Here is a 21,543-nt window from a genome sequence, read left to right on the forward strand (position 1 = left end):
GTCAACCTGATTCGCAAAATATTTGCCACAGTGTGGAATGGTTGGAATAATTCGACCCTTGCGAGGGCAGGTCAGTGACTGAAATAGTGCAGAATGAAGAGAGAAAAATTTGGAGTATCTTAGCGATACTTTTAACTCTAGCAACTGCAGTTAGTCGAAATCTCGTAGATCTTCTTTTCGTTTTGTCGGCGCTTATTATCATTTACCATGATTTTAAAAGTTGTAAATTGCGTGGTCTAAAACAAATTTTTTCTAATTTAAAGTACGCCTCGATCCTGATTGGAGTGTGGACCGTTGCAAATATCGCAGGCTACTTTTGCTCCTCTGGAGTTGGCCCTTTGCAGCTGAAAGAAATATTGAGTCTGCGATGGGTACTTAGTTTTTATGTCTGCATATATCTGGGAATGCACATGGCTTTCCGCGAGAGTGTTTTTCGCAAAATTGCGGTAGCATACTGCCTTATTCTACTTGTGAGTACTTATCTTCAGTATTTTGTCTTCGCTCAATTTGGACGATTTCAAGGTTTATTTGAAAATCCCAATATCGCCGCATTTTGTATAGCGATGCCTTTGGTTTTCTTGTTTGTATGGGAATCGGTGAGTTATCAGGAAACTAAAAAGATTGATTGGACTCTTAGTGTTTGCAGTCTGTTTTTAGCGATCCTGATTTTCTTTACGTTGGGTAGGGGAATTTGGATTAGCGTAATCTTTAGTTTTTTCGTTATTTCGCTGCTTTTAAAGATAAAAAGAAATCTTCTTGTCGCGATAATTGCCTCCTGTTTCATAGGTGGTTTATTTGCGGGTAACGTCTTTGGGCTAAAAGACCGTGTTATGTATTCGTTCGACACGACCGAGAACTCTTCTCAAGGCATTCGATTTCTTTTGTGGCGTAGTAATTGGGAAATCCTTAAAGATTATCCTTTGTTTGGCGTGGGATATTTAGAAAACTACCGTTTGGAAATTCCCTATTTCAAAAAAATTGGTATTTCGAGCTATGTGGATGAAACAAATCAATACAGCAGTCATGCTCACAACGACCTGTTGCAGGTTGCGGTGGGGGGAGGGGTTGTTGCTGTTATTTCGTTCTGCTTGCTATTTGGTGGTGCGATTAAGCTCAGTTATGGTGTATTTCGTAGGTCCAGAAGTCAGGAAATACGGATGTTTGCGTTGGGCGGCCTTGCGATTTTGATCGTATTTCTCGGAATGGGGATATTTGATAGTCCTTTCGTCATTCCGTTTTCAAGGAATTCCTTTTTGATCTTTTTTGGGCTTTGTCTTGGACGAATGCAAAGAATGTCCAAAGGTTCTATTTAAAAATAGCTTGGGCGAAATGTTGTTATCTCAAAAGGGTAAGCCACTTTTCGATGGACTTCTTGCAATTTATTTCTAGGATTTCACTGATTTTTCTCAGTGTCTCTTCTTGGAGGCCGATATAAGAGATCATTTTTTCTTCATTCTCTAAAAGAGGTAACACAGATTGCCGAAAGTAGTTTGGTTCTGTAATGGCGCCGGCGAGCACTACAGTTGTTGTGGCAGAGTTGAGTATTCTATTCTGTAAGTTATTTTGGGCGCAGATATCATATGCAAATTTTGTTTTTCCATCCTCTTGCGTCGCAAGTATGGAGTCTTCGTTGATTGATATAATCAGCTCATTCGCCGCGTCACTCGCATCGAGATCATAGTAACGTGGCGCCGTTTTTTGGTCAAAATGCTTAAATAAGATACATTTATCAGGCATTGACAGTTTTGAAACGCTGTATACATATTTCCCAAGGCACTTGAGTACCTGTAGTAACCGTCTTTTTCTTCCTGCTGAATAACGATGGTAATCCAGGTTAACCAATTCAAAAAAAGAATTTATTTTGAAACCATCATTTAAAATTGTGTCTTTTGAAGTCGGATTGAATTCGCCGAGTGGTCGGAACTCACAGCGACCTTCTGGCCAACGTTCATTACCATAAAAGCAAGCTCGAATGCCGGCAGAGTTTAGGCTATTCACTAGATGGATTTTGGCAAGTGTCGAGATACTTGGCCCCGTATAAGCGGAAATTAATTTAACCATGATGCTGTACTCTAATGTATTATGCTTGTTTTAACTAGAAAATTTGTGTGAGATAGTTGGCTATCTTGAATTTATGACGAGAGCCCGATGAAGAGTTTTGAGAACGATTTTTATAGAATATTGGATCTTTTGAAAAAAAGAATTCCATTTGCGTTTAATCGTTTTTCTGATGGCGAGCTTTTCATTTTTCAGAATAAAGAACTGATCTTGGGTGATAATCTTATTAAAATTGGTAGCGAGAGTCGAGGTGGTCCTTATAAGAAGGAAGATCACAAGCACTTCGACCCAAACCAGCACTCTTTCTATCGTGATAGACTAATGGATGCATTTATATTTCGTAAAGACAATTACTTCAAAGGCATCAGTTGTCGTTGTTGTGTTGGAAGAGAAAATCTAAATTGGCAATTGAAACATCTGCAAGAGTCTGCTGATGATCAATTTCTTACTTGGGCCAACCTTCTCGTTAATGGAAACTATCCGAAATTCATGGCAGAGATGCTTCCGCTTTTTGCGTCCTATCCAACAGTTTTCATCTGTAATGAGAAAGCTGAGTTAAAGAATTTGCCGTACGTAGTGAAGGACTTCAGGGTCGGATATAATGCGATGATCAATGATTATCATAAAATTGAAGAGATCGCATCTTGGATTGGGCAAAACAATATTACGGGGCATCTGTTTCTATTTTCGGCGTCTTCATACAGTAAAATGGCGATTCACCAACTTTACGATAAATTCCCTCTAAATACTTATATTGATGTTGGCACAACGATGAATGCATTTATGAATATGAGCATTGAGCGAGTGTATTTGGGCGATTACTGGTTTGAGAAACCAAGTCCATCCGACATCTATAAAATCTGTGTATGGTAGTTATGTTATTAGATCATATAAAGGTAACTAAGCTTGAATGGGATAGCCACTTTTTTGAAAAAGGTGTTTATATAGTTGAGACGTCAGACTTTTCAGCCTTGAAAGAGTATCTATCTAAATCTAACGAGCCGGCGCTTTACTATCTTTTCTCCAACATAAAAATAAATGAATTGTCTGATCGCCTTATGGATCATAAAATGACGTACGCTATTGATGTTAAGGGCATAGTCAATTTTCCTACTCCAAACTCCTGTGTTTTTTATGATGGAAAGAATGCGCGTACTGCAGAACTTGAGCATTTGGCCGTTCTATCCAGCAGAAATTCGCGTTTTCGCACGGATGATTTGATTCCAAAGAATAAAGTAGATGAGTTATTTAAAATGTGGATTGGTAATGCTTTAAAGCCAAATCCTGCGACAAAAATACTTCTCAAACATATAGATGGAAAAGTGGCTGGCATGGTCTCATTTCGGCCAACTCCAGATCTACTAAAAATCGAGTTGGTTGCAGTACGCGAAGATTTTCAGCGAAGAGGATGTGCTGCCGAAATGTTGAAGGCTTGTATTGGGTACGCTCAAGATCACAGCATTAAACGAATTGAAGTGGTAACTCAGGAAGTTAATAAAGGTGCTTGTGAGCTTTATGTAAGAGCCGGATTTAAACTTGTAGATAGTAAGTATATATATCATGTGCATACAACTTAGGAATTCATGAAAATTGCCATTGTCTCTTTGGATAATTCAGATCGTATTCTCGCTGGAGGCAAGCACGTCCATCAGCAGTTGCTGAAGAAGGCTTTTCAGAAGCAAGGGCATTCAGTTTTGATGATTTTTCCCAAAAGAACATTGATTTTTTTGTTTGGAAGAGGCCTTATTGCTGTGCTATCGAAGTTGCGCATCTTAGATCGATCTTTTAGTTATGCTTGGACTCTTGAATGTTATTGCAAAAGCATAAGTCAGCAATTGAGAACAGTATCACAGGATTTAAATGTTGTATTTGCACAGGATCCTGTTTCCTCCGTAGCTGCAGGACGTGTCTTAACAAATTCGGTTCCGATAGTGATGACATTGCATGGTTACCTAGCTCGTGAGTCCGTCAACTACGGAAATTATTCATCAGATGAACAGAAAAAGGTGACTAAAGAGGCCCTTTGGTATGAACGGGAGTCATTGAAATTTGCTAAAAGAGTGATCACCGTTGACAGCAAAATTGAATCTTACTTATCAGAGTTTTTTGATTCCCATAAGTCAGTCACAGTCCTTAAAAATGCGGTGAACCCTGAATTGTTCCGATTACTCGATTCAAACTCGTCTAAGATTCTAAAAAGCGAACTTGGCTTACCAGGAAATAAAGATATTGTATTGGTGCCGCGTCGGCTGGTTCGTAAAAATGGTGTCGATATCGCAATAAGGGCCTGTGCCGAGTTAAAAAAGACAAATACTTCTTATTATTTTGTAGTCATTGGTGGCGGCCCTGAACATTCCAACTTAGCCGATCTTATTCGACAGCTGGGTTTGTCATCCGACGACATTGTTCTGAAAGGAGACACGAATCACGATCTTGCTATTAAATATTACGAAGTAGCAGACGTGGTCTTAGTTCCTTCGGTTATTCGAGATGGTGTTGAAGAGGCTACTTCTTTAAGTATGTTGGAAGGTATGGCTGCCCGAAAAGTCGTCGTCGTATCTGCGATTGGTGGAATGAAAGAAGTCATCGTTAATAGAATTAATGGTTTTTCCTTTGAACAAGGGAATGTAGGTGAGCTCACTGAACTATTGAGTGGTTTGAAAAAACTAACTAACGAAGAGAGGTCCAAAATAGTTGATAGGGCCTATCACGATGTGTGTGAACGCCATCATTACGAAAGACATGCTGAGAATTACCTTCTGGAATTTGAGAAGTCCAAATGAGCAAAAAGAATATCAGAATTAATGTCATTGCTCGAAGTGTTGTAACAATTGTTGAATTGTTATTTTCACTTTTCTCATTTCCCTATGTCGCACGTATCTTGGCACCCGAAAGTATTGGGCATATTGATTTCGTCAATGCGGCAGTGGCCTACTTTATAACTATCGGTTCATTTGGTATAGCAGAATATGCAGGTCGGGAGATTGCTCAACACAGAGACGACCTTAACGTTGTAAGTTCCGTGCTGTCGAAATTTCTGGGATTACGGCTGAAGCTAGCCTTTGTTTTAATTATTGTTTACCTTGTTCTGGTTGTGCCATTTTATGGGCACAGCACTCCGTTGTTTTATTGGTCGACAATTCTTATTCTGACGTCCGCATTCAATTTGGTCTGGGCATTAGAGGCCTTGGAAGATTTCTCTTACCTAGCAACGGCGCGTATTTTATCTAAAGTTGGACTTTTGGTTTATCTTCTTACAATGGTAAGAACGAAAGAAGACGTCGTTACCTATTTTCTGGGAATGATACTGTTCGATTTCATTTATTATATTTTAGCCGTTTTTAGATTGAAGGCTACCTATCATGTGAAGTTTGGCTTAAAAGTCCTACGTGAAAAAATTGATACTAGTGAGTTTAAGAATCTAATCCGAATATTCATGATGGTGCTTATTCAGGGTTCAATTGCGGGAGTACCTTCTCTGGTAATGGGCCATCTGCATTTGTTCCATGATCTCGGACTACTATCGACAGCTATGAGGTTCTTTTGGATGGGTTATTATTGTATTACACCGCTCTCGACGGTTTTACTTTCCAGAAGCATGAGCTTTAAGTCCCACGTTCATAAGAATGAAAGATTTGATCATCTAGATGGAGCTGCATTGTCATTATTGACTCTTGGTGTGCCCGTGACATTTGGTTTGATTGCGACCGCTGCCGATGTAATTCCGCTATTAGTCGGTGGAGAATATACAGGATCGATTCTTCTTTTGATGATGTTGTCGCCTTTGATTTTGCTTTTTGTATTAAATAATTTCTGGAGTATGCAGGTCGTTTTTTCTCACAGAGGTGATCGTGCCTTGATTATTTCAAATTCCTGCGGATTGGCGACAGTGATACTTTCATCAGTGATATTGATCCCCTGGTTAAGTGCCGCAGGTGCAGCAATATCATATTTTTTAACCTACGCAGTTATGTGTGCTATTCCGTATTTCTATGGCCGAGAATATTACAGAATGTCAGGGGTCTTATTGGATATCGGAAAAACCTTAATTGCCGGAATCGTAATGTGTGCCGCAATTTACTTCGTTCAGGCGACGTCGTTTGCTAAATTAGGTGGCAAGATTGCGATGGGGGTTGCAATATATCTCTTGGTTCTATTTATCTTCCGCCATCGCATGGTCGTCTCTTTTTTAGACAATTTTAAGAGTGCTAAAGTTCAATAATTTTTTCAGCCTGTTTTAATGGGTTGATTGTTGTTGTGTATGTCTTCAAACTCTTACGTTTTTCATAAATTGTATAAACTTCGTTGGCGATCGCTTCTATATCCGAAATATTCGCATGGAAATGGCCCTGGGAAATTAAAAGATTCTCTAGCTCAGTGTTATTCGTAAGCCCAAGTATTGGCTTACCAGAATTTAAATAGTCATAGAATTTATAGGGAATCGTCGTAGCGCTACGTTCGTCAGTATGTTGAATTAAAACACAAACGTCATTTTCCTGAATAAAACTAATTGCCTCTGTGCGGGGGCGAATCGGAAACTGCTTAACATAGCTCTTTTTCAGATAGGACTCTTTATACTCACTATAAATTTCACCTAAGTTAATAAGTTCAATATCGTTTTCTTTAAGTTTATCGTTTTTAATCAAATGTTCTAATGCGGCTATAAGCGTATTGAAGTTTCTATTTGAATAAAGCGTTCCGAGGTGAAGGAGTCTAAATTTTTCATGTGCGATAGGAGCTCCTGAAGCTTCAAATTTGCGGGCGCCTGGATACACACAGATAATATTTTTAGCTTTGTACTTCTCGCGAGCCTCAGTCGCTGCTTTTTCTGTAACGAAAATAACTTTCTTAGAGAATTTAACAATGAACTTTTCAAGTAGAGCAAGAAGTTGTGCAGATCGGGAGTTTCTGCCTATACCGCTGCCGCTTAAAGGATCCTGGAGTTCTACTGTGACATCTTTTCTAAAAATTGTGCCGGCTGCCACCGCAGATAAATGTGAAGACGCTGCTCCGCCCGTCGAAAAGACAACATCGAATCGATTAGTCAACAAAAGCCAAATAGAGGCCAAAAACGAAGTTACTGCCCAAGATAATTTGCCTCCGCCAAGTCCATTCGTGAACACGATTAATAACCAATCGATGGGATATCCGATAAGCACGATTAACGGAGACCACAGCCATGCGGATGCAGGAGTTTTGCGGTGAGTACTTTTGAGCTCGTTGCGCTCTGTTTTGAAGTCTGCCGGTGATAAACTTGGAATTCTGTAGTGCTTGACGTTCGGGTTGCTATTTTTTGCAGAGGACATTCCTGAAATCAATGTCACCTTATGGCCTAGCTTCGTCAGGCTATCTACTTTATCGTCTAGCCATTCAGCAGGGCAGCAGCCTGTGATTCCAGCAAAGTAAGATACGACTAGGATATTTTTGGATGTCATGCTCAAGTACCTTTAATCTTCAAATTTACCGCGAGCATTGGCGTTAATGCCGTACTGGGGGAGGAGTGTCTGAAGTTCTTTTTTATATTCTTTGAAGTTCCATTTACCTTTTACGATTGCCGTCGCAACATAGGGATAAATATTGTTGTCCCAATGGTGGGCGCCGCGCTTAATGCCATTTCTATGCATGTATCCACAGCGTAGTTTTAATGAACGACATGTTTTTTGGGCTTTGAGTTCGAGTTCCCAAATTGTATTGCCTTTATGCTTACTCAACATGGCGGTAAAAGAATCGATATTCCAAAGTGTGGGTTGTACCGAAAATAACCATTTCGAGATAGGCAGCATGCGATAAATATTTTTTCGTCGAAGCACAGGAATTGAAAAGCTTTGAGATGCCTTAATCAGACGGATGCTGTCTAAGCCTTTCATTAGAAAGCGCGGATGTTTTCTACGAATTAACAAGTTAATCGCGGTCTCAATTTGTTTGTAATCAACATCTTCAACCAACGGCATATCTTCGTGTTCAAAAAGGCAATATTCAAAGCCTCTTTTTTTAAGCTCACCAAAACAATGAAGTAAACGTTCAGGATACGATTGCTTGTCGTCGAATATAACTTGCTCGAATCCTTCAGGAACAAGATCCGAATGTTTATTCAAGAACACGAAATTCGTGCCTAAATTCGGACGATGCTTTTTAAGTTGTCCGAAATAAAGAGGCCAGACGTCTGAATAGTCCGTGTGACTATACATAACTGTACAAACACTGGTTGAAGGGCGACTAAGAAATTTTGATTTTTCGTAGAGGCCTGAATCCATAAAAAACCATTTGTGCAACAGGTGGTTGTTCAATCCTTGGGATGGAGAGAGCGTGACTAGCGCTCTAGGGGATTTTTTACTTTCAGATAGCATTTCGTTGCTGAATGGATTGTCACGGTTACTGTCAGGTAGTCCGATCTCAATAGTTTTTAAGAACTTGCTATCAGGTGCAAGGTATCCCAAGGATCGTTGGTACATTTTACCGAGGATGTCGATGTTTTCGCTGGAGGAATAGAACCACATATCTGCGTATCCCTCGTTAAGCTGGTTCCACATCGCAGAATAAACAAAGTTCATGTCTTTATTCACATCAAATACAATTTCAGATACTTTGTAAGGCTGATATTGATTGTATTTGTCCATTTGGCCAAGATCGAATCGCGACACAACGACGACATCATATTTGAAGTTATTTTTCTGCTCGTATTCAGCCTTTAAAGAAATTGCTTCTTTTCGCGAGTAAAAAAAACTTAATGAATTTTCAACCGTGCGAAAAGCTTGGCCTCCAGGAGGGATAAAGAATTCTTCGGTCACGCCTGCAGATGCCATATCTTGCTTAAAGGACTTCTGTTGCTCAAATGTTGAGGTTTTTAGATAGGGGCCATAGCACTTTTTAATAACATTTTCGTTTTCAATATCCCAAGAGTGAATAAAGACATCAACATTCTGATTATTTAAAACGTGTTCTTTGATGTATTCGAAGCCATCCATACCGGAGCTTTTAGACAAACGATTGTTGAATTTTCCATAGAGGCAAAGTGCAATTCTTTTCATAAGACCTAATGAAACAATAGACTAAGGTTTACGACGTCAGTGACATCGTGGTTTATGACCTTTAATTTATCGTCGATAAGAAAGTTAAATGACGGACAAAGGAAAAGGCTGTTCTTAAATGCCACTCGTTCAGGATTCTTAACGCTGCCCAAAGCGGCGTGCAAAAACGTTGGTAAGTTTCGGAAGAAATAGGTACCTGCTGAGGCAACGTCAGAAATGACCTTTTTCTCTGCACACTCAAGAACTACATTGTTTTGCATTTTAAGATAGCTGAACTTTGGATTAGAATCATTGAATGTAGGAATGATTCCAAACAGTGTTGGATCCAAAGCAAACATTTTGCTTGGTGAGAAGTCTGGGGCCGAATAATCAATATCGACAAGATCTACGGCGATTGGCTTCCCGAAATCTTTAACTAGGGATACTCCAGCCAGGGCCGTGTTTAGCGCCCCACGTGTCATTTCTTTAAGTATGACTTGTTTTGATCCTGGAAAACTACTTTCTAAATAATCTTGGAGTTCAGGTAGTTTTTCAACTTCACGAAGTACAAAGATAAGATCTTCTGCTTTAGCTTCTCCAGATTTGAACCAAGGACGGCTACTGATTATTTGTGTAATCATAGGCTTTCCTTGATATGGAAAAAACGGGCGAAATGTCCCGTCTTTCAACACAAGATCCGGGCCTGCTAAAGGGACGATGATATTCATTAATTAGTCTCTTTTAGTAATTTCAGATAAACTTCTAGATCTTGAGGTGTGCCGGTACCGTGCATTTTGTGTTTATCGATTTCGTAAATACCAATTTTAGCACCGTCGTTGATGCAGTAGTTGTAAGTCGGACAAACATAGAATTCGTTATTTACGCGATCGTTTTGAGTGATCATGTCAATGGAAGCGTCTACAAACATTTTTCCAGATTTATATAGGTAAATGCCCACAGTTGCTTGATCGCTAATAACTTCCTTTTCGCGCACCATAGTTACATGGTTTTTAGCATCGAGCTTTGCATAGCTCCATTTTGGATCGTTATCGATGAAAGTCATAATTGATCCGTCTAAAGAGCGATCAAACATATCATCTACATAGGCTTGAATATCGACATCGACAATCTGATCACTGTTCGCAATTAATAGTGGCGAATCATTATTGATATGTTTTCTGGCGTGAAGAACTGTGATTGCAGCGCCTTCAGTAAGGCGATCAATAGTTACAAAGCTAGCGTTGTAGTTTTGTTGTATTTTATTGGCAAGTTCGCGTTCTTGCTCAAGATGTTCTTTGCGAGCAATCAAAATATAACGAGCATCCTTAACTTTAAGGTTGTTCATAACTCTTTCGATCATTGGGACACCCATTACATCGATAAATGGTTTTGGTTTTTTATAACCAGCATTCGCGAAACGGGACCCTGCACCAGCCATAGGAATCAAAACATTAATGCTCATTACTTATCTGCCTTTGCGTAAGTGTCGTAGGCGCGTGCTCCTTCAACGGTAGCAAGCGAGTGATATTGATTGCGATCGATTTTGAAAGTGCCTAATTTTCTTTGCTCCAGAATTAGTTCGTTAAAAACTGGGCACACGTAATAATTTCCATTCACGTGTGCATCTTTTTTGATCATTGCAGAGGCACCAGCGACGAAGTCCTTACCTTTTTTGAAGTAATAAACACCGGCAGTAGCATTGCGGCTGATTGGACGCTTTTCTTCTGCCTGAACAATGTAGCCATGTGAATCTAGGCTTACGTAAGACCAACGTGGGTGAACAGAATCGAAAATAACAGTGCCACCGTCATAAGTACGGATCGCTGTTACGAACTCCTTTAGGTTAATGTCTAAGATCTGGTCGCCATTGGTGATCAAAAGTTCTTCGTCGTTATTGATGCTGTCGATAGCATAAAGAGCTGAGCAAGCTGCACCTTTGGTGCTTCCTTCGACAACCATTACTTCAGCCGTAGGACATAGTAATTTAATAACGTTGTCCATATGCCAGCGTTGTGCGTCCTCTTTGTTGATTAAAAAGATGAACTTGGATGCGACTGACGAAAGGTTCTTTACCACGCGTTCAACAAGGGGAGTTCCATTTACTTCAAATAGGTATTTCGGGTATTTTAGGCCTTCTTTAAAAAATTCTTCAGAATTTCCGGCCATTAAAACTACGATATTCATTTTACATCTTTCCCGCTACTGAGTTGATCTCGTTGATGCGTTGACGGATTTTTTCATACGAAACATCGTAAACAGTTTCGATTTTCATAAGGTGAGCACCACTCGCTAACGCAGCCTTGATCCCGTTCTCATTGTCTTCCAAAATCAAACACTCTTCGGGCTTCAATTCGAAGTGCGCCATCATTTTTTCATAGATTTCAGGATGTGGTTTCGAGTGAGTAACGTCCTGATTGCTTAATGTGCGATCAAGATATTTTGCTAAGTCACTTTTTTCCATCATCAAATCGATTGTCTGGCGAATCGAGTTCGAGCATACACCGAGCTTGTAATTTTCAGATTTCAATGTCGATAAAGCACGTTGATGGCAAAACATAGGCTTACAACGTTGATAGATCATTTCCATGGTGTAGATTTGCTTCAAATTATTGATTAAGCCGTGCAAACCTTTGGGAAGTGCTCTTTCCATGCTAAGCATTTCAAGTTTCTTTTTGGTCGGAAGTCCATCGTACGTTACTAAGTGATCATAGCGGCTGATTTGAAAGCCAAACACGTCCAAAGCTTTGTTCAAAGACTCGTAGTGCCAGTCTTTTGCATCGATGAGTACGCCGTCCATGTCGAAAATAATGGCCCTAATCATTCCAATTCCTTTTATTCTTTAATAGCCAATTGAAGATCTTCCGGGATGTCGGTGCAGATCCATAGGTTTTCTTGTTTATGCATGTTGTTTTGCATCAGCTCACTCCAGAAGGGTTTATGGTCTCGACCATGAAGTTCGGGGGATACGAGACATACTATTTTATTCTGTCCGAGGTAGGAGTGAATACGTTCAAGATTTAAATAGCTTTTGCTAAAGTGATCGTACCAAATTCCCTTCACACCTTGAAGCAAGGTCGGAGTGGGAACTTCGTATTCACTTTCTCTTGCGAAACAAGTTAGGCCTTTTGCTAAGCTTTTTACTGTATCTGGAATGGACATATCGAAAAGAAAGTAGTTTTCAAGTCCATATTCATTCAACGCTTTTTTCAGAATATCCTGTAAACCGTCTGATTTGATATTGATGGCTAAAGGCAAATTTTTAAATGGTTTAAAAATTTCAAGAAATTGTTCGAGTGGCATTTCTCCGCCAGTTGGTAAATCGTGGCAGATAACTAATTTGCCGTTTGCATCTCTCAAGTCGGTTTCAGTTCCATACCCCAGTTCGAAAGATCTACGAAAGGCTACTTCCGTATTCTTTTCGGACGCGATTTTCCAATAGCCTCTATGACTTAAAATTTTCATGCAGTCAAAATACATTGCCCGATTAAGTTTCTCAAGAGATCTAGATGCTTTATCGTTGTTTTAGTGACGTCTTTGCGCCTGGCGTAAATGGGTCATGGGTTTTTATTAAGAAAAGCCGCTACCGCAGTCGCTATGCTCTCTGCCGACATGGGGTTAAAGGTTTCTTGAGGATCGCAAACGTCTCTGACGAACTCGCGATCTGAAGCAACAATTGGAGCGTTCAGTTGATTGGCCTCAACCAATGGCAATCCAAATGATTCAAATAGTGACGGGTAAATAGTGACAGAATTAGCTATAGCATTGAGCAAATTTGAATGCTCCATTTCATTTACGATGCGGACATTGAGACGTTTTTGACTTGCGATGTCGACAAGTATCTTGTGAAGGGTGGGGTAGTTTTTTGCATTTAAAATAAGCACTAATTCAGGATGTAAACCGAATTTTGAGGATAGTATTTCCCAGGCCAAGATCAGATTTAAATGATTTTTATGTGGTTCGCCAGATGCCACATAAAGGAATGGCTTTTGACTGTTAGGCTTGTTTTCAAATCTAATTTTCTCCCAGGAAACTTTTTCGGTAAAGGGTAAGACCTTTAAAATGGGAGAAAAGTGAAGAGATTGTTTTACCAAAGCTGCCATCGTTTTTGTTTGAACAATGAAGGTATGTTCTTTTCTACTGCAAAGTTTGAATAGAGTTTTCTGAAGTGCAACTTTGATGGCGAAGATTCTGGACACTTTTAGGTCAAGTGGTCCGACGATATAGCGGTTCTGGCAGAATACATAAGTTTTAATCGGTAAGGGAAGAAGTGGTGGGAAGTTGCCAAAATATAAGGCCGCAGTGTTGGGCGTATTGTGATTTTTAAGAATGACTAGGTCTATCTTCAAACGAGCAAAAATCGAACGAGGCATTCTTATAAATTCAACCCCCGGTATTGGCTCTATTTGAAAAGTGTCGTTAATTATGCAAACTACACTTTTCTTGGTAGAAGCTTGTCTGAGTGTCTGATTAAGTAAAACGGCGCCGCCACCTGAACTAATATTTTGGGCGACGATAACTATATTTTCTTGTGGCAATTCTTCTAACATAGCGTAATCTTGGCGATCAGCAGAGTATTGGTCAATTATATATATTAAGTGGCCAACGGAGGCATTTTTGAGGGTTGCAATTCATTCCTATGTTTACTATCCAGAATCATTTTTAGTGAATGAATTGGCTGCAGAGTTAGTTGCAAGGGGTTATGCAGTTCAGGCTTACACGGGCTTACCCAATTATCCAAAAGGTGAGTTCTTTGCGCCATATTCTTTGTTGTCCGGGCCGTACACCGAGAAACACGAAGGTGTTGAAATTATTCGCTACCCAATCGTTCCGCGGAAAAAAGGTTTTTTTTGGCTTGCACTTAACTATTTGTCCCATCTCGTGAGTGGATTGTTATGCAGTTTTCGCCTAGAAAAAGTAGATGCTCACATTGTGTTTGCAACGTCGCCAATTACCACTGCAATTCCCGCTATTATAAAAGCGCGTTTTACGGGAGCAAAGGTTATTATTTGGTTGCAGGATTTGTGGCCGGAAAGTGTTTCTGCGGTGGGCGCTCTCGGCAGGAAGTCAATATCCTATAAAATTATCGGTAGTATGGTTCGATGGATATACAAAAATACTGACGTTATGTTGATCCAATCTCCCGCCTTTAGGTCGAATTTGAATGAATTTGGCTTCAAAGGTAAAATAGTCGATGTGCCGAATTGGGCTCCTTCAGAAATTGAGCAGACGAAAAAAGAAGAACCATCCTGGCTTAAAGAATTTCCTCAAAATGAATTAACTATTACTTTTGCTGGTAATATTGGCAAGGCGCAAGCTGTTTCGACGGTCCTGAGTGCAGCCAACTCCTTGAAACATCATCAGGAAATTAAATTTGTTTTTGTTGGTGACGGAAGTCAGAAAGAATGGGCAGAGAAGTATGTTCGTGATCGTGAGCTACCAAATGTAATCTTTTTTGGAAGAAGGGCGGTAGCTGACATGCCAGCATTGTTTCGTAGATCCAGTGCTTTATTGGTGAGCCTTTCCGATGAACCCATTTTTTCTATGACAATTCCGTCTAAAATTCAGGCCTATATGGCCGCGGGACGTCCCATTGTTGGCTGTTTAAATGGGGCTGGTGCCGACGTTATCAGGCAGTCTGGTTGCGGCCTCGTCGCATCAGCACTGAATAGCGAGGAATTGAGTCAGGTAATTTTAAATTTCAAGAATTCGTCGAAAGATCAGGTTAGCGAGTTTGCTGCAAATGGTAAAAGTTACTATCAAAAACATTTTGCCAAGGAAGTTGCTATTAATGCGATTGAAGGTGTTTTGAAATTAGGGAGTTCTTAAAAATTTGCGCATTTTAAATTGAATTCTATCAGCAAAATGTAAAATTGGCCCCCGAGGTGCGCAGTCTTCGATAGTTTTAATGTTTAATAGATTCAGTACTGTATCACGTTTCAAAAAATCTTTTAATGAAGTGATTTCTCCCGCTGCAGATGAACGTATTAGGTAAGGGGAGAAGTTTTCAACGTTAATGATTTTGAATTCATTTTTCATTATTTCAAATGCTCGTGTTTCCGGGCAATTCAAAAGTAAATCAATTTCGTAGTTAGAATTTAGAAGGTATAGAAGTCCAATTTTTGCTTCAGCTGGTGTTCTGTCTGTCCAGATTGGGTACGGTACTTTAGACGTATCCTCGAGTACCTCGCGGAGTCGCTGAAACGTCTGAAGTAGCTTTACGGTTGTTCCGCCAAATAGATGGTCTGAAATATGATACCGTTTGTAGCTAACATCACGGACAAAAATATTGCCATATACAAGTTTCGATGGATCAAGTTCTTCAACGAACTTATTTAAATTCGAATAAAATTCATCCGTTCGTGTTTTTACTACTAACGGCGTCATAACAGACTCAAGACCCAACAGCGTGCTTCGTGTCTGATAGTAAATATTTTGGGCATTGTGAGTTTGGATAATTTTCGGAAGTTCTTGATGAACTATATGCACGTTGGGAAGGTTTACCGATGGCGCTGCGTTAGACCAAGTTGAAACTATAATGTGCTTAAAATGATCGGCGTTTTTCTCAATCATTTTCATTGTATTTGCGTGCCAAGGGCCCGCGATCAACAGCGTGCAATCATAATTCGTATTCATGAATATCCTAAATCGGTTTCAAAGATATTCCGGATGTTAAGAAGTTCGTGCAACACAATTCATTCGAGCAATAAAAAAATGATCGCTGCGTTGCGCGGTTTTGCTGTATTCGCAAACATACAATATGTGAACCCAGATTTTAGGAGTAACATCAACTTTACGAAGTTTATTGTGAAATGCCGTTCGGGTTTGATGGAGAATATTATTTTTGTTTCCCCTTAAGCTAAATGCGCAAATTACCGTTAATGGAAGTTTAAAGGTAAATTGGGCGATGTGGACGTAGTGGTGTAATAGCTGACCTCATTTGTGGTGAGGGTTGGAAATAAAAACTTACTGAAGCATTGAGTTAAAACTATCTAAAATACTAAAAACACTGAAATATCTTCGCTTAAAGTGGGGTTGTAAGTGAAAGTATTAGTGCTAGGTGCTGCCGGAATGTTGGGGCACCAAGTGTGGTTAAAATGTTTAAAGTCTTTTGGTGTTGGTAGTGTCGCTGCAACACTCCGCAAATCTAAATCCCATTACGATAATTTCGGAATTTTTAAAGAAGGTGACGTCTATGACGGAGTCGATGTTTCCAATTTTGAATCTTTATCGGGAGTTCTTACTACGATCAAACCAACCATTGTCGTAAATTGCATCGGCCTGACCCTTCGAAAAGAAGAATTAGGCAATATCGAAAAATGTATCGAAGTGAATTCAATGCTGCCACATAAGCTTGAGCTGTGGGGGAAAAATAACGACTGTCGCGTTATTCATTTTAGTACAGATTGTGTCTTTGACGGTGCGAGAGGTAATTATTCTGAATACGATGTGCCATCGGCAAATGATCTTTATGGTAAATCCAAATTCTTAGGCGAAGTTGGTGGCGTAAATGCATTAACTTTGCGCCTATCCATTGTTGGTCGGGAGCTTGAAGGTAAAACAGAACTAATCGAATGGTTTTTGTCTCAATCCGGACGCAAAGTAAATGGTTACAGTCGCTTTATGTACTCTGGTTTGACGACCAACTTTGTCGCAGACGAAGTCGTGCGATTGATTCGCGATTTCCCTCAGCTAAGTGGGGTCTATCATGTCTCTAGCGAATATATTTCCAAATATGACTTATTAGTGAAAGCAAATGAGATTTATCATTGTGGCGTAGAGGTGAAGCCTTACGATGGTTATGTCGGCAATAAAACTTTAAATTGTGAGCGTTACGCGAAGGCCACTGGATTTGTTAAACCAAGCTGGGATCAAATGTTGCGTACGATGAATCAAGACAGTTCAGTGAATTACGGAGTTTAGTTATGTATTTTGATGGCAAAGTGGTTTTAGTTACGGGTGGAACGGGATCAATGGGTAAAACTTTCGTGCGTAGAGTTTTGACTGGCGAGATGGGCGTTCCTAAAAAACTGATCGTCATGTCACGTGATGAAGGCAAGCAACATAACATGCGTCTTTCATATCTACATAAGACGGTGTCCACTGATGAGGTCGTATATAATAACTTTAAAAATGTGCTGGAGTTCAGAATTGGTGATGTTCGGGACTACGCTGATGTTTGTGCTTCCGTAAAAAATGCTGACATCGTAATTAATGCGGCTGCTCTAAAGCAGGTACCTACGTGTGAGTATTTCCCAGAGCAAGCAATTATGACTAACTGTCTTGGAGCATATAATATTTCGCGCGCTATCAGAGAGCACGACTATCCGGTACATACTGTTGTGGGCGTTTCGACTGATAAGGCTTGTAAACCAATCAACGCTATGGGGATGTCTAAAGCTCTTCAAGAGCGTGTTTTTATTTCTGCTAATGTTTCTGCACCTAAAACACGATTCATCTGTGTTCGATACGGTAACGTTCTTGCTTCGCGCGGGTCAGTTATCCCGTTATTTCATGAACAAATTAAAACGGGCGGTCCAGTAACAATTACTGATACGCGTATGACACGATTCTTATTAAGCCTGGATCAAGCGGTTGATACCGTCTTTAATGCATTGAAATATGCAAATGCAGGAGAGATCTTCGTGCCACGCGCACCTGCGGCGCTTATGACTGATGTCGCAAAATGTTTAATCGGAGAAAGAAATATTGAAGTTAAAGTAACGGGAATTCGTCCTGGTGAAAAACTTCATGAGATTATGATCTCTGATGAGGAGGCTCCATATGTCGAGCCAAGAGGCGACTACTTTGCCATTAAGTCAATGCTTCCAGAACTAAATGGTGGCACTGTCGATGTGAGAAACTCCTTTTTGAAAAAAGAATTTGCATCGACTGACACGCTTTTGGATCTAAGTGGTACAATGGCTCTTTTAAAGAAACATCAACTCCTGATCGATGATTCTCCTGGATTCACGGATGACGAAATGTTGAGGTAATTTTATGAAGGTGATGACTATTGTCGGAACACGGCCTGAGTTGATAAAGTTGTCTCGTGTGATCGCTGTTCTTGACGCGCATTTGGAGCATATTTTAGTTCATACGGGCCAGAACTATGACTATGAGTTAAATGAAGTTTTTTTTGGTGATCTGGAAATTCGCCGTCCCGATTGTTTTATGAATGCAGCAGCGTCAACACCAATTCAGACAATAGCCAATGTTCTTGTCGAGTCGGAAAAGTTGATGCTTGAGCATAAACCTGATGCAGTATTGCTTTATGGAGACACGAACTCCTGCATGGCTGTTATAGTCGCAAAAAGATTGAAAATTCCGATTTTCCATATGGAAGCTGGAAACCGTTGTTTCGACCAACGTGTACCAGAGGAAATTAATAGAAAAATTGTAGATCATCTTTCGGATATCAATATGCCGTTGTCCGAGCATGCGCGAGGCTACTTGATCAGAGAAGGGCTGCCGGCTCAACAGACTATTAAAGTTGGATCCAGCATGAAAGAAATTTTTGAGTATTATATGCCGAAAATTGATAGTTCCAAGATTCTCGAGCAGCTTGGCGTACAGTCCAAAAGTTTCATTCTCGTTAGCTTGCATCGTGAAGAGAATGTCGACTATACAGAGAATTTAAATAATATATTGGAGTCTTTTCAATTTTTGGTGAAGACTTTTGATAAAGATGTTTTGGTTTCGACTCATCCGCGTACTCAGAAAAAGCTCGATAGCTTAGGGTTTGATATTAATGCGAACAAAAGGGTTAAGTTTCTTAAACCGTTTGGATTTTGTGACTATATTAAGCTACAGAAGAATGCTTTTTGCGTTGTATCGGACAGTGGAACGATTACTGAGGAGGCCAGTCTGCTTAGAGTCCCTGCAGTTACAGTTCGTAATGCCCACGAAAGACCGGAAGGAATGGATGTCGGCACGTTGATTATGTCTGGTACTGAGCCTCAAAGCATTGTGGATTCGGTTAAAATCGCAACGGCGACGGAAATATCAACGATTGTGTCTGATTATGACAATGGAAAAGTTTCAGAAGTAGTTCTTAAGGTCATTTGCAGCTATGCCCACTATGTGAACCGCTATAATTGGCGAAAGATGATTTAACTATTGTGTCTAACTTAATGGGGAAACTAATTTGTCTGTTTTACTCACGAAGAAGTACTCGAAAGTTTTTTCACAAATGAGGAATAGCTGTGCGTAAAAGACTGGTAGCCTACTTTGAAGAGATTTTGTCGACCAGGATTGTTGAACAATTGTTAACTGCGGTATTCTATGGAATTTTGCTGTGGGCTAGCTATCACTATTTATTTGAAGTTAGACCATGGCTTGAAAATCTAAGTTTTGACTACCCCGCCACGCTCACTATGTTGCCAGCGGATCCGCATGTGTACTGGAAGTTTTCTGGATTTATGGATTGGAAGGATCTCCAGATTAATTTATATGGTCCCTATTTTGTGTTGAAACTGTTCGGTTGCAATCCTGATTTGGTTTTTACCTTCAATTTGTTGTTGTTGCTTGGTGCTTTATATTATTTTGCCCAAGCTGTTCAGAAATCATTCTTTGCAGTTTCTTGCTTAGTATTGCTCAATCCGATTATTCTTAGTCAGGTTTTTTATCCGAATAAAGAAATATATATGCTTGTTTCTTCTTTTCTGTTGTTAACCTCAGAAAAGTTGGAAAATAAAAACCTTCTTTGTTGTGGGCTTTTTGTCGCATTTTTTGCAAAAATTGAGTTTATCCTAGTTGTGCTCTTTTGGGTTTTTGCGCGACGGTATTCAACACGCATCTACTACGTTATTGTTTCTTTAATTTTAGTGGTGATATCGATAGGGTATAGCATGATCCCGGGTATGAGTGGGAAGTTGACTGTGCTAGGTGCCGCCGAGCAGTTTAAGAATTTCGGTTTTACTGCTGTGCTTCAATATTTGGCTGAAAAGTATCATCTATTCTTTTTGGTTGTTATACCTCGTGTCGCGATTTCAATGCTCGAGGGCGTCATTAATTTTATAAGGGTTCCATCTTCTTTTAGTGAAGGTTTTCATACGATTATTTCCAGTTTCGTGATGAGTACGCTATTTTTACTTGTTCTTTTTCGGACGCGTTTTAATCGTCTTTCAAGTGAATATTTGTTTCTTGCGTTGTGGCTAATTGCTGTGGGTACCGTTCCATTCGCATTGCATAGATACATGATTCCAATTTACCCTTTTCTGTTTTCTATTTTGCTTTCCCCGAAGCTCACAAATGAGACTGTGAATGAGTAAGATTATTCTCTCCATAAGTATTTTAATTTCGGTTCTTTGTGGAGTGTGGTATTTGAGCGTTCCTCAGCAGTATGTTACACGCGTCAGCGTGATAACCGGGCCGCGTGTATTGGACGGTGAATTGAGTCTCATTCCACCTCAGTTTAAAGTAGAAGACTATTTCCAACAGATGGTCGAAGAATTGAATCCTGATGTTAAAATATTAGCAATTCAGTCGACTCAAGGAAGTCGCATCTTTTTTGACTTTAAGGCTTCGAATGTTGATGAGGTAAAACCATTAGCAAGAAAAATTTTCTTTGCGGCCCTACAGAAGCAAATTAATCTCGTAGATGAGAAATATCCCAATGCGCATCTTTTGGCGGGATATAGTTCAGTGATTGATTTTTATTATTCTAACCTTTTATCGCGAATAAATGTAGATCAAGGCAACGCTTTCATGACGTTTAGATTCAACTATATATTTATAGATCGTGAAACGAAGTCTGGTCTCAAATATGTTATCTTTGCCGTTATCGCCATGGTACTAGTCAACCTGGCAGTTTGGCAAATAAGGAAGATTTAGCTATTTTTCTAAAAAATGGATCTAGTGCGAACAGTGGCTATTTTTCACGAAGTTTGATAATTTCCTCGTAGGAGGTCGGGCACATATAGTTCTCTATATGGCCATATTCTATCTCTTGTAATTTATTTTTACGATACTTTGCAATTGCTACGGAGCCTGTGCCGTGAATCTCGTCACAGTAAATTCGAGTTGTAACATCATTATCAATGTGGCTCCTGTAGTGGCTCCACTTGATAAAAATTCTTTGCCTCTTGATGGTCTCATCCATGACATCTTCAATTTCTTTATTTTCTACGTAGTTATCTGCGAAATTTATACCTATCCAAGTAGAGCCTGGAATTCTCATTGTTTGTACTAAAGAAATGCTTTTCGAAAAGAATAGTTCCAACCTTCTGGTTGATATTCCCTCATCATTTTTTGACTCGTTATAATTGCATCTTAGAGGGGGGCCATATTTTGATGTCACGTATTTGAAGAGATACTCGTTAGGGATAGAGTCTACTGCCTTTTTAACCCAATGTTTTTGAATTTGCTCAGGGCAAATAGAACTCCAGGAGTTTAATGAAAACATCGTTAGAATTGTCGTGATTAATGTAAAATACTTCCTCGTTATCAGCATTGAATATCCTGTGGGCTAGACTAATTT

Annotated in this window: 22 protein-coding genes; 11 read left to right on the top strand and 11 right to left on the bottom strand. The window is 39.7% G+C overall.

What is annotated here, in order from left to right; genetic code table 11:
- Positions 1–74: 74 nt before the first annotated feature.
- Positions 75–1,313 (top strand): O-antigen ligase, encoded by a 1,239-nt coding sequence (locus DOM22_RS09160; RefSeq protein WP_210415717.1) that lies wholly within the window; start codon positions 75–77, stop codon positions 1,311–1,313.
- Positions 1,314–1,335: 22 nt separating this feature from the next.
- Here DOM22_RS09160 and DOM22_RS09165 read toward each other — a convergent pair whose 3' ends face one another.
- Positions 1,336–2,061 carry a hypothetical protein gene (locus tag DOM22_RS09165; RefSeq protein ID WP_142700068.1) on the bottom strand — a complete coding sequence of 242 codons (726 nt, stop codon included), beginning with the start codon at positions 2,059–2,061 and terminating at the stop codon, positions 1,336–1,338.
- A gap of 87 nt (positions 2,062–2,148) precedes the next feature.
- Between DOM22_RS09165 and DOM22_RS09170 the strand changes: the two genes are divergently transcribed.
- The 4 genes from DOM22_RS09170 to DOM22_RS09185 are packed head-to-tail and all read left to right on the top strand — an operon-like array spanning position 2,149 to position 6,280.
- Complete coding sequence (locus DOM22_RS09170; protein WP_142700069.1) at positions 2,149–2,931, top strand: hypothetical protein; 783 nt, start codon at positions 2,149–2,151, stop codon at positions 2,929–2,931.
- The gene (locus DOM22_RS09175) at positions 2,925–3,635 is read left to right on the top strand and encodes a GNAT family N-acetyltransferase (protein ID WP_142700070.1); all 711 of its coding nucleotides are present in this window, start codon (positions 2,925–2,927) and stop codon (positions 3,633–3,635) included. The genes DOM22_RS09170 and DOM22_RS09175 overlap by 7 nt, the downstream gene beginning before the upstream one ends.
- 6 nt (positions 3,636–3,641) lie before the next feature.
- Entirely contained in the window at positions 3,642–4,841 is a 1,200-nt protein-coding gene (locus DOM22_RS09180; protein ID WP_142700071.1) for a glycosyltransferase family 4 protein, read from the top strand.
- Entirely contained in the window at positions 4,838–6,280 is a 1,443-nt protein-coding gene (locus DOM22_RS09185) for a polysaccharide biosynthesis C-terminal domain-containing protein (RefSeq protein WP_142700072.1), read from the top strand. Before DOM22_RS09180 ends, DOM22_RS09185 begins: the two co-directional genes overlap by 4 nt.
- Here DOM22_RS09185 and DOM22_RS09190 read toward each other — a convergent pair.
- From DOM22_RS09190 to DOM22_RS09225, 8 genes are all read right to left on the bottom strand, one after another.
- Positions 6,267–7,493 carry a glycosyltransferase family 4 protein gene (locus DOM22_RS09190; RefSeq protein ID WP_142700073.1) on the bottom strand — a complete coding sequence of 409 codons (1,227 nt, stop codon included), beginning with the start codon at positions 7,491–7,493 and terminating at the stop codon, positions 6,267–6,269. The two genes, DOM22_RS09185 and DOM22_RS09190, sit on opposite strands and share 14 nt — an antisense overlap.
- Before the next feature lie 12 nt (positions 7,494–7,505).
- The gene (locus DOM22_RS09195) at positions 7,506–8,861 is read right to left on the bottom strand and encodes a hypothetical protein (RefSeq protein WP_210415718.1); all 1,356 of its coding nucleotides are present in this window, start codon (positions 8,859–8,861) and stop codon (positions 7,506–7,508) included.
- A gap of 230 nt (positions 8,862–9,091) precedes the next feature.
- Entirely contained in the window at positions 9,092–9,793 is a 702-nt protein-coding gene (locus DOM22_RS09200; protein ID WP_142700075.1) for a hypothetical protein, read from the bottom strand.
- Positions 9,793–10,521, bottom strand: a complete 729-nt coding sequence (locus tag DOM22_RS09205) for a glycosyltransferase family 2 protein (RefSeq protein WP_142702169.1) — start codon at positions 10,519–10,521, stop codon at positions 9,793–9,795. Before DOM22_RS09205 ends, DOM22_RS09200 begins: the two co-directional genes overlap by 1 nt.
- Before the next feature lie 5 nt (positions 10,522–10,526).
- Positions 10,527–11,249, bottom strand: a complete 723-nt coding sequence (locus DOM22_RS09210) for a glycosyltransferase family 2 protein (protein WP_142700076.1) — start codon at positions 11,247–11,249, stop codon at positions 10,527–10,529.
- Position 11,250: 1 nt separating this feature from the next.
- Entirely contained in the window at positions 11,251–11,886 is a 636-nt protein-coding gene (locus DOM22_RS09215) for an HAD family phosphatase (RefSeq protein WP_210415720.1), read from the bottom strand.
- A gap of 11 nt (positions 11,887–11,897) precedes the next feature.
- Positions 11,898–12,527: a hypothetical protein gene (locus tag DOM22_RS09220; protein ID WP_142700078.1), complete on the bottom strand. Its 630-nt coding sequence runs from the start codon at positions 12,525–12,527 to the stop codon at positions 11,898–11,900.
- Between the two features lie 92 nt (positions 12,528–12,619).
- The gene (locus DOM22_RS09225) at positions 12,620–13,612 is read right to left on the bottom strand and encodes a glycosyltransferase (RefSeq protein WP_142700079.1); all 993 of its coding nucleotides are present in this window, start codon (positions 13,610–13,612) and stop codon (positions 12,620–12,622) included.
- Between the two features lie 67 nt (positions 13,613–13,679).
- Here DOM22_RS09225 and DOM22_RS09230 point away from each other — a divergent pair, with 67 nt between their 5' ends.
- On the top strand, positions 13,680–14,891 hold the full coding sequence (locus DOM22_RS09230) for a glycosyltransferase family 4 protein (protein ID WP_142700080.1): 1,212 nt from the start codon (positions 13,680–13,682) through the stop codon (positions 14,889–14,891).
- Here DOM22_RS09230 and DOM22_RS09235 read toward each other — a convergent pair.
- A complete protein-coding gene (locus DOM22_RS09235; protein ID WP_142700081.1) occupies positions 14,877–15,698 on the bottom strand; it encodes a WavE lipopolysaccharide synthesis family protein in 822 nt (273 codons plus the stop codon). The genes DOM22_RS09230 and DOM22_RS09235 overlap by 15 nt on opposite strands.
- A 405-nt stretch (positions 15,699–16,103) precedes the next feature.
- On the opposite strand from DOM22_RS09235, the gene DOM22_RS09240 reads away from it, so the two are divergent.
- The 5 genes from DOM22_RS09240 (at position 16,104) to DOM22_RS09260 (ending at position 20,897) form a co-directional block, all read left to right on the top strand.
- The gene (locus DOM22_RS09240) at positions 16,104–16,985 is read left to right on the top strand and encodes an SDR family oxidoreductase (protein WP_142700082.1); all 882 of its coding nucleotides are present in this window, start codon (positions 16,104–16,106) and stop codon (positions 16,983–16,985) included.
- Positions 16,986–16,987: 2 nt separating this feature from the next.
- The gene (locus DOM22_RS09245) at positions 16,988–18,058 is read left to right on the top strand and encodes a polysaccharide biosynthesis protein (protein WP_142700083.1); all 1,071 of its coding nucleotides are present in this window, start codon (positions 16,988–16,990) and stop codon (positions 18,056–18,058) included.
- A 4-nt stretch (positions 18,059–18,062) separates the two neighbouring features.
- A complete protein-coding gene (gene wecB / locus DOM22_RS09250; protein WP_142700084.1) occupies positions 18,063–19,178 on the top strand; it encodes a non-hydrolyzing UDP-N-acetylglucosamine 2-epimerase in 1,116 nt (371 codons plus the stop codon).
- Positions 19,179–19,267: 89 nt separating this feature from the next.
- Entirely contained in the window at positions 19,268–20,335 is a 1,068-nt protein-coding gene (locus DOM22_RS09255; protein WP_142700085.1) for a hypothetical protein, read from the top strand.
- Positions 20,328–20,897: a hypothetical protein gene (locus DOM22_RS09260; RefSeq protein WP_142700086.1), complete on the top strand. Its 570-nt coding sequence runs from the start codon at positions 20,328–20,330 to the stop codon at positions 20,895–20,897. Before DOM22_RS09255 ends, DOM22_RS09260 begins: the two co-directional genes overlap by 8 nt.
- 37 nt (positions 20,898–20,934) lie before the next feature.
- Here the strand turns inward: DOM22_RS09260 and DOM22_RS09265 are convergent, their stop codons facing one another.
- Complete coding sequence (locus DOM22_RS09265; protein WP_142700087.1) at positions 20,935–21,468, bottom strand: hypothetical protein; 534 nt, start codon at positions 21,466–21,468, stop codon at positions 20,935–20,937.
- Positions 21,469–21,543 lie beyond the last annotated feature (75 nt).

Origin of the sequence: Bdellovibrio sp. ZAP7 (genome assembly GCF_006874645.1) — a bacterium.
Taxonomy (GTDB): Bacteria; Bdellovibrionota; Bdellovibrionia; order Bdellovibrionales; family Bdellovibrionaceae; genus Bdellovibrio.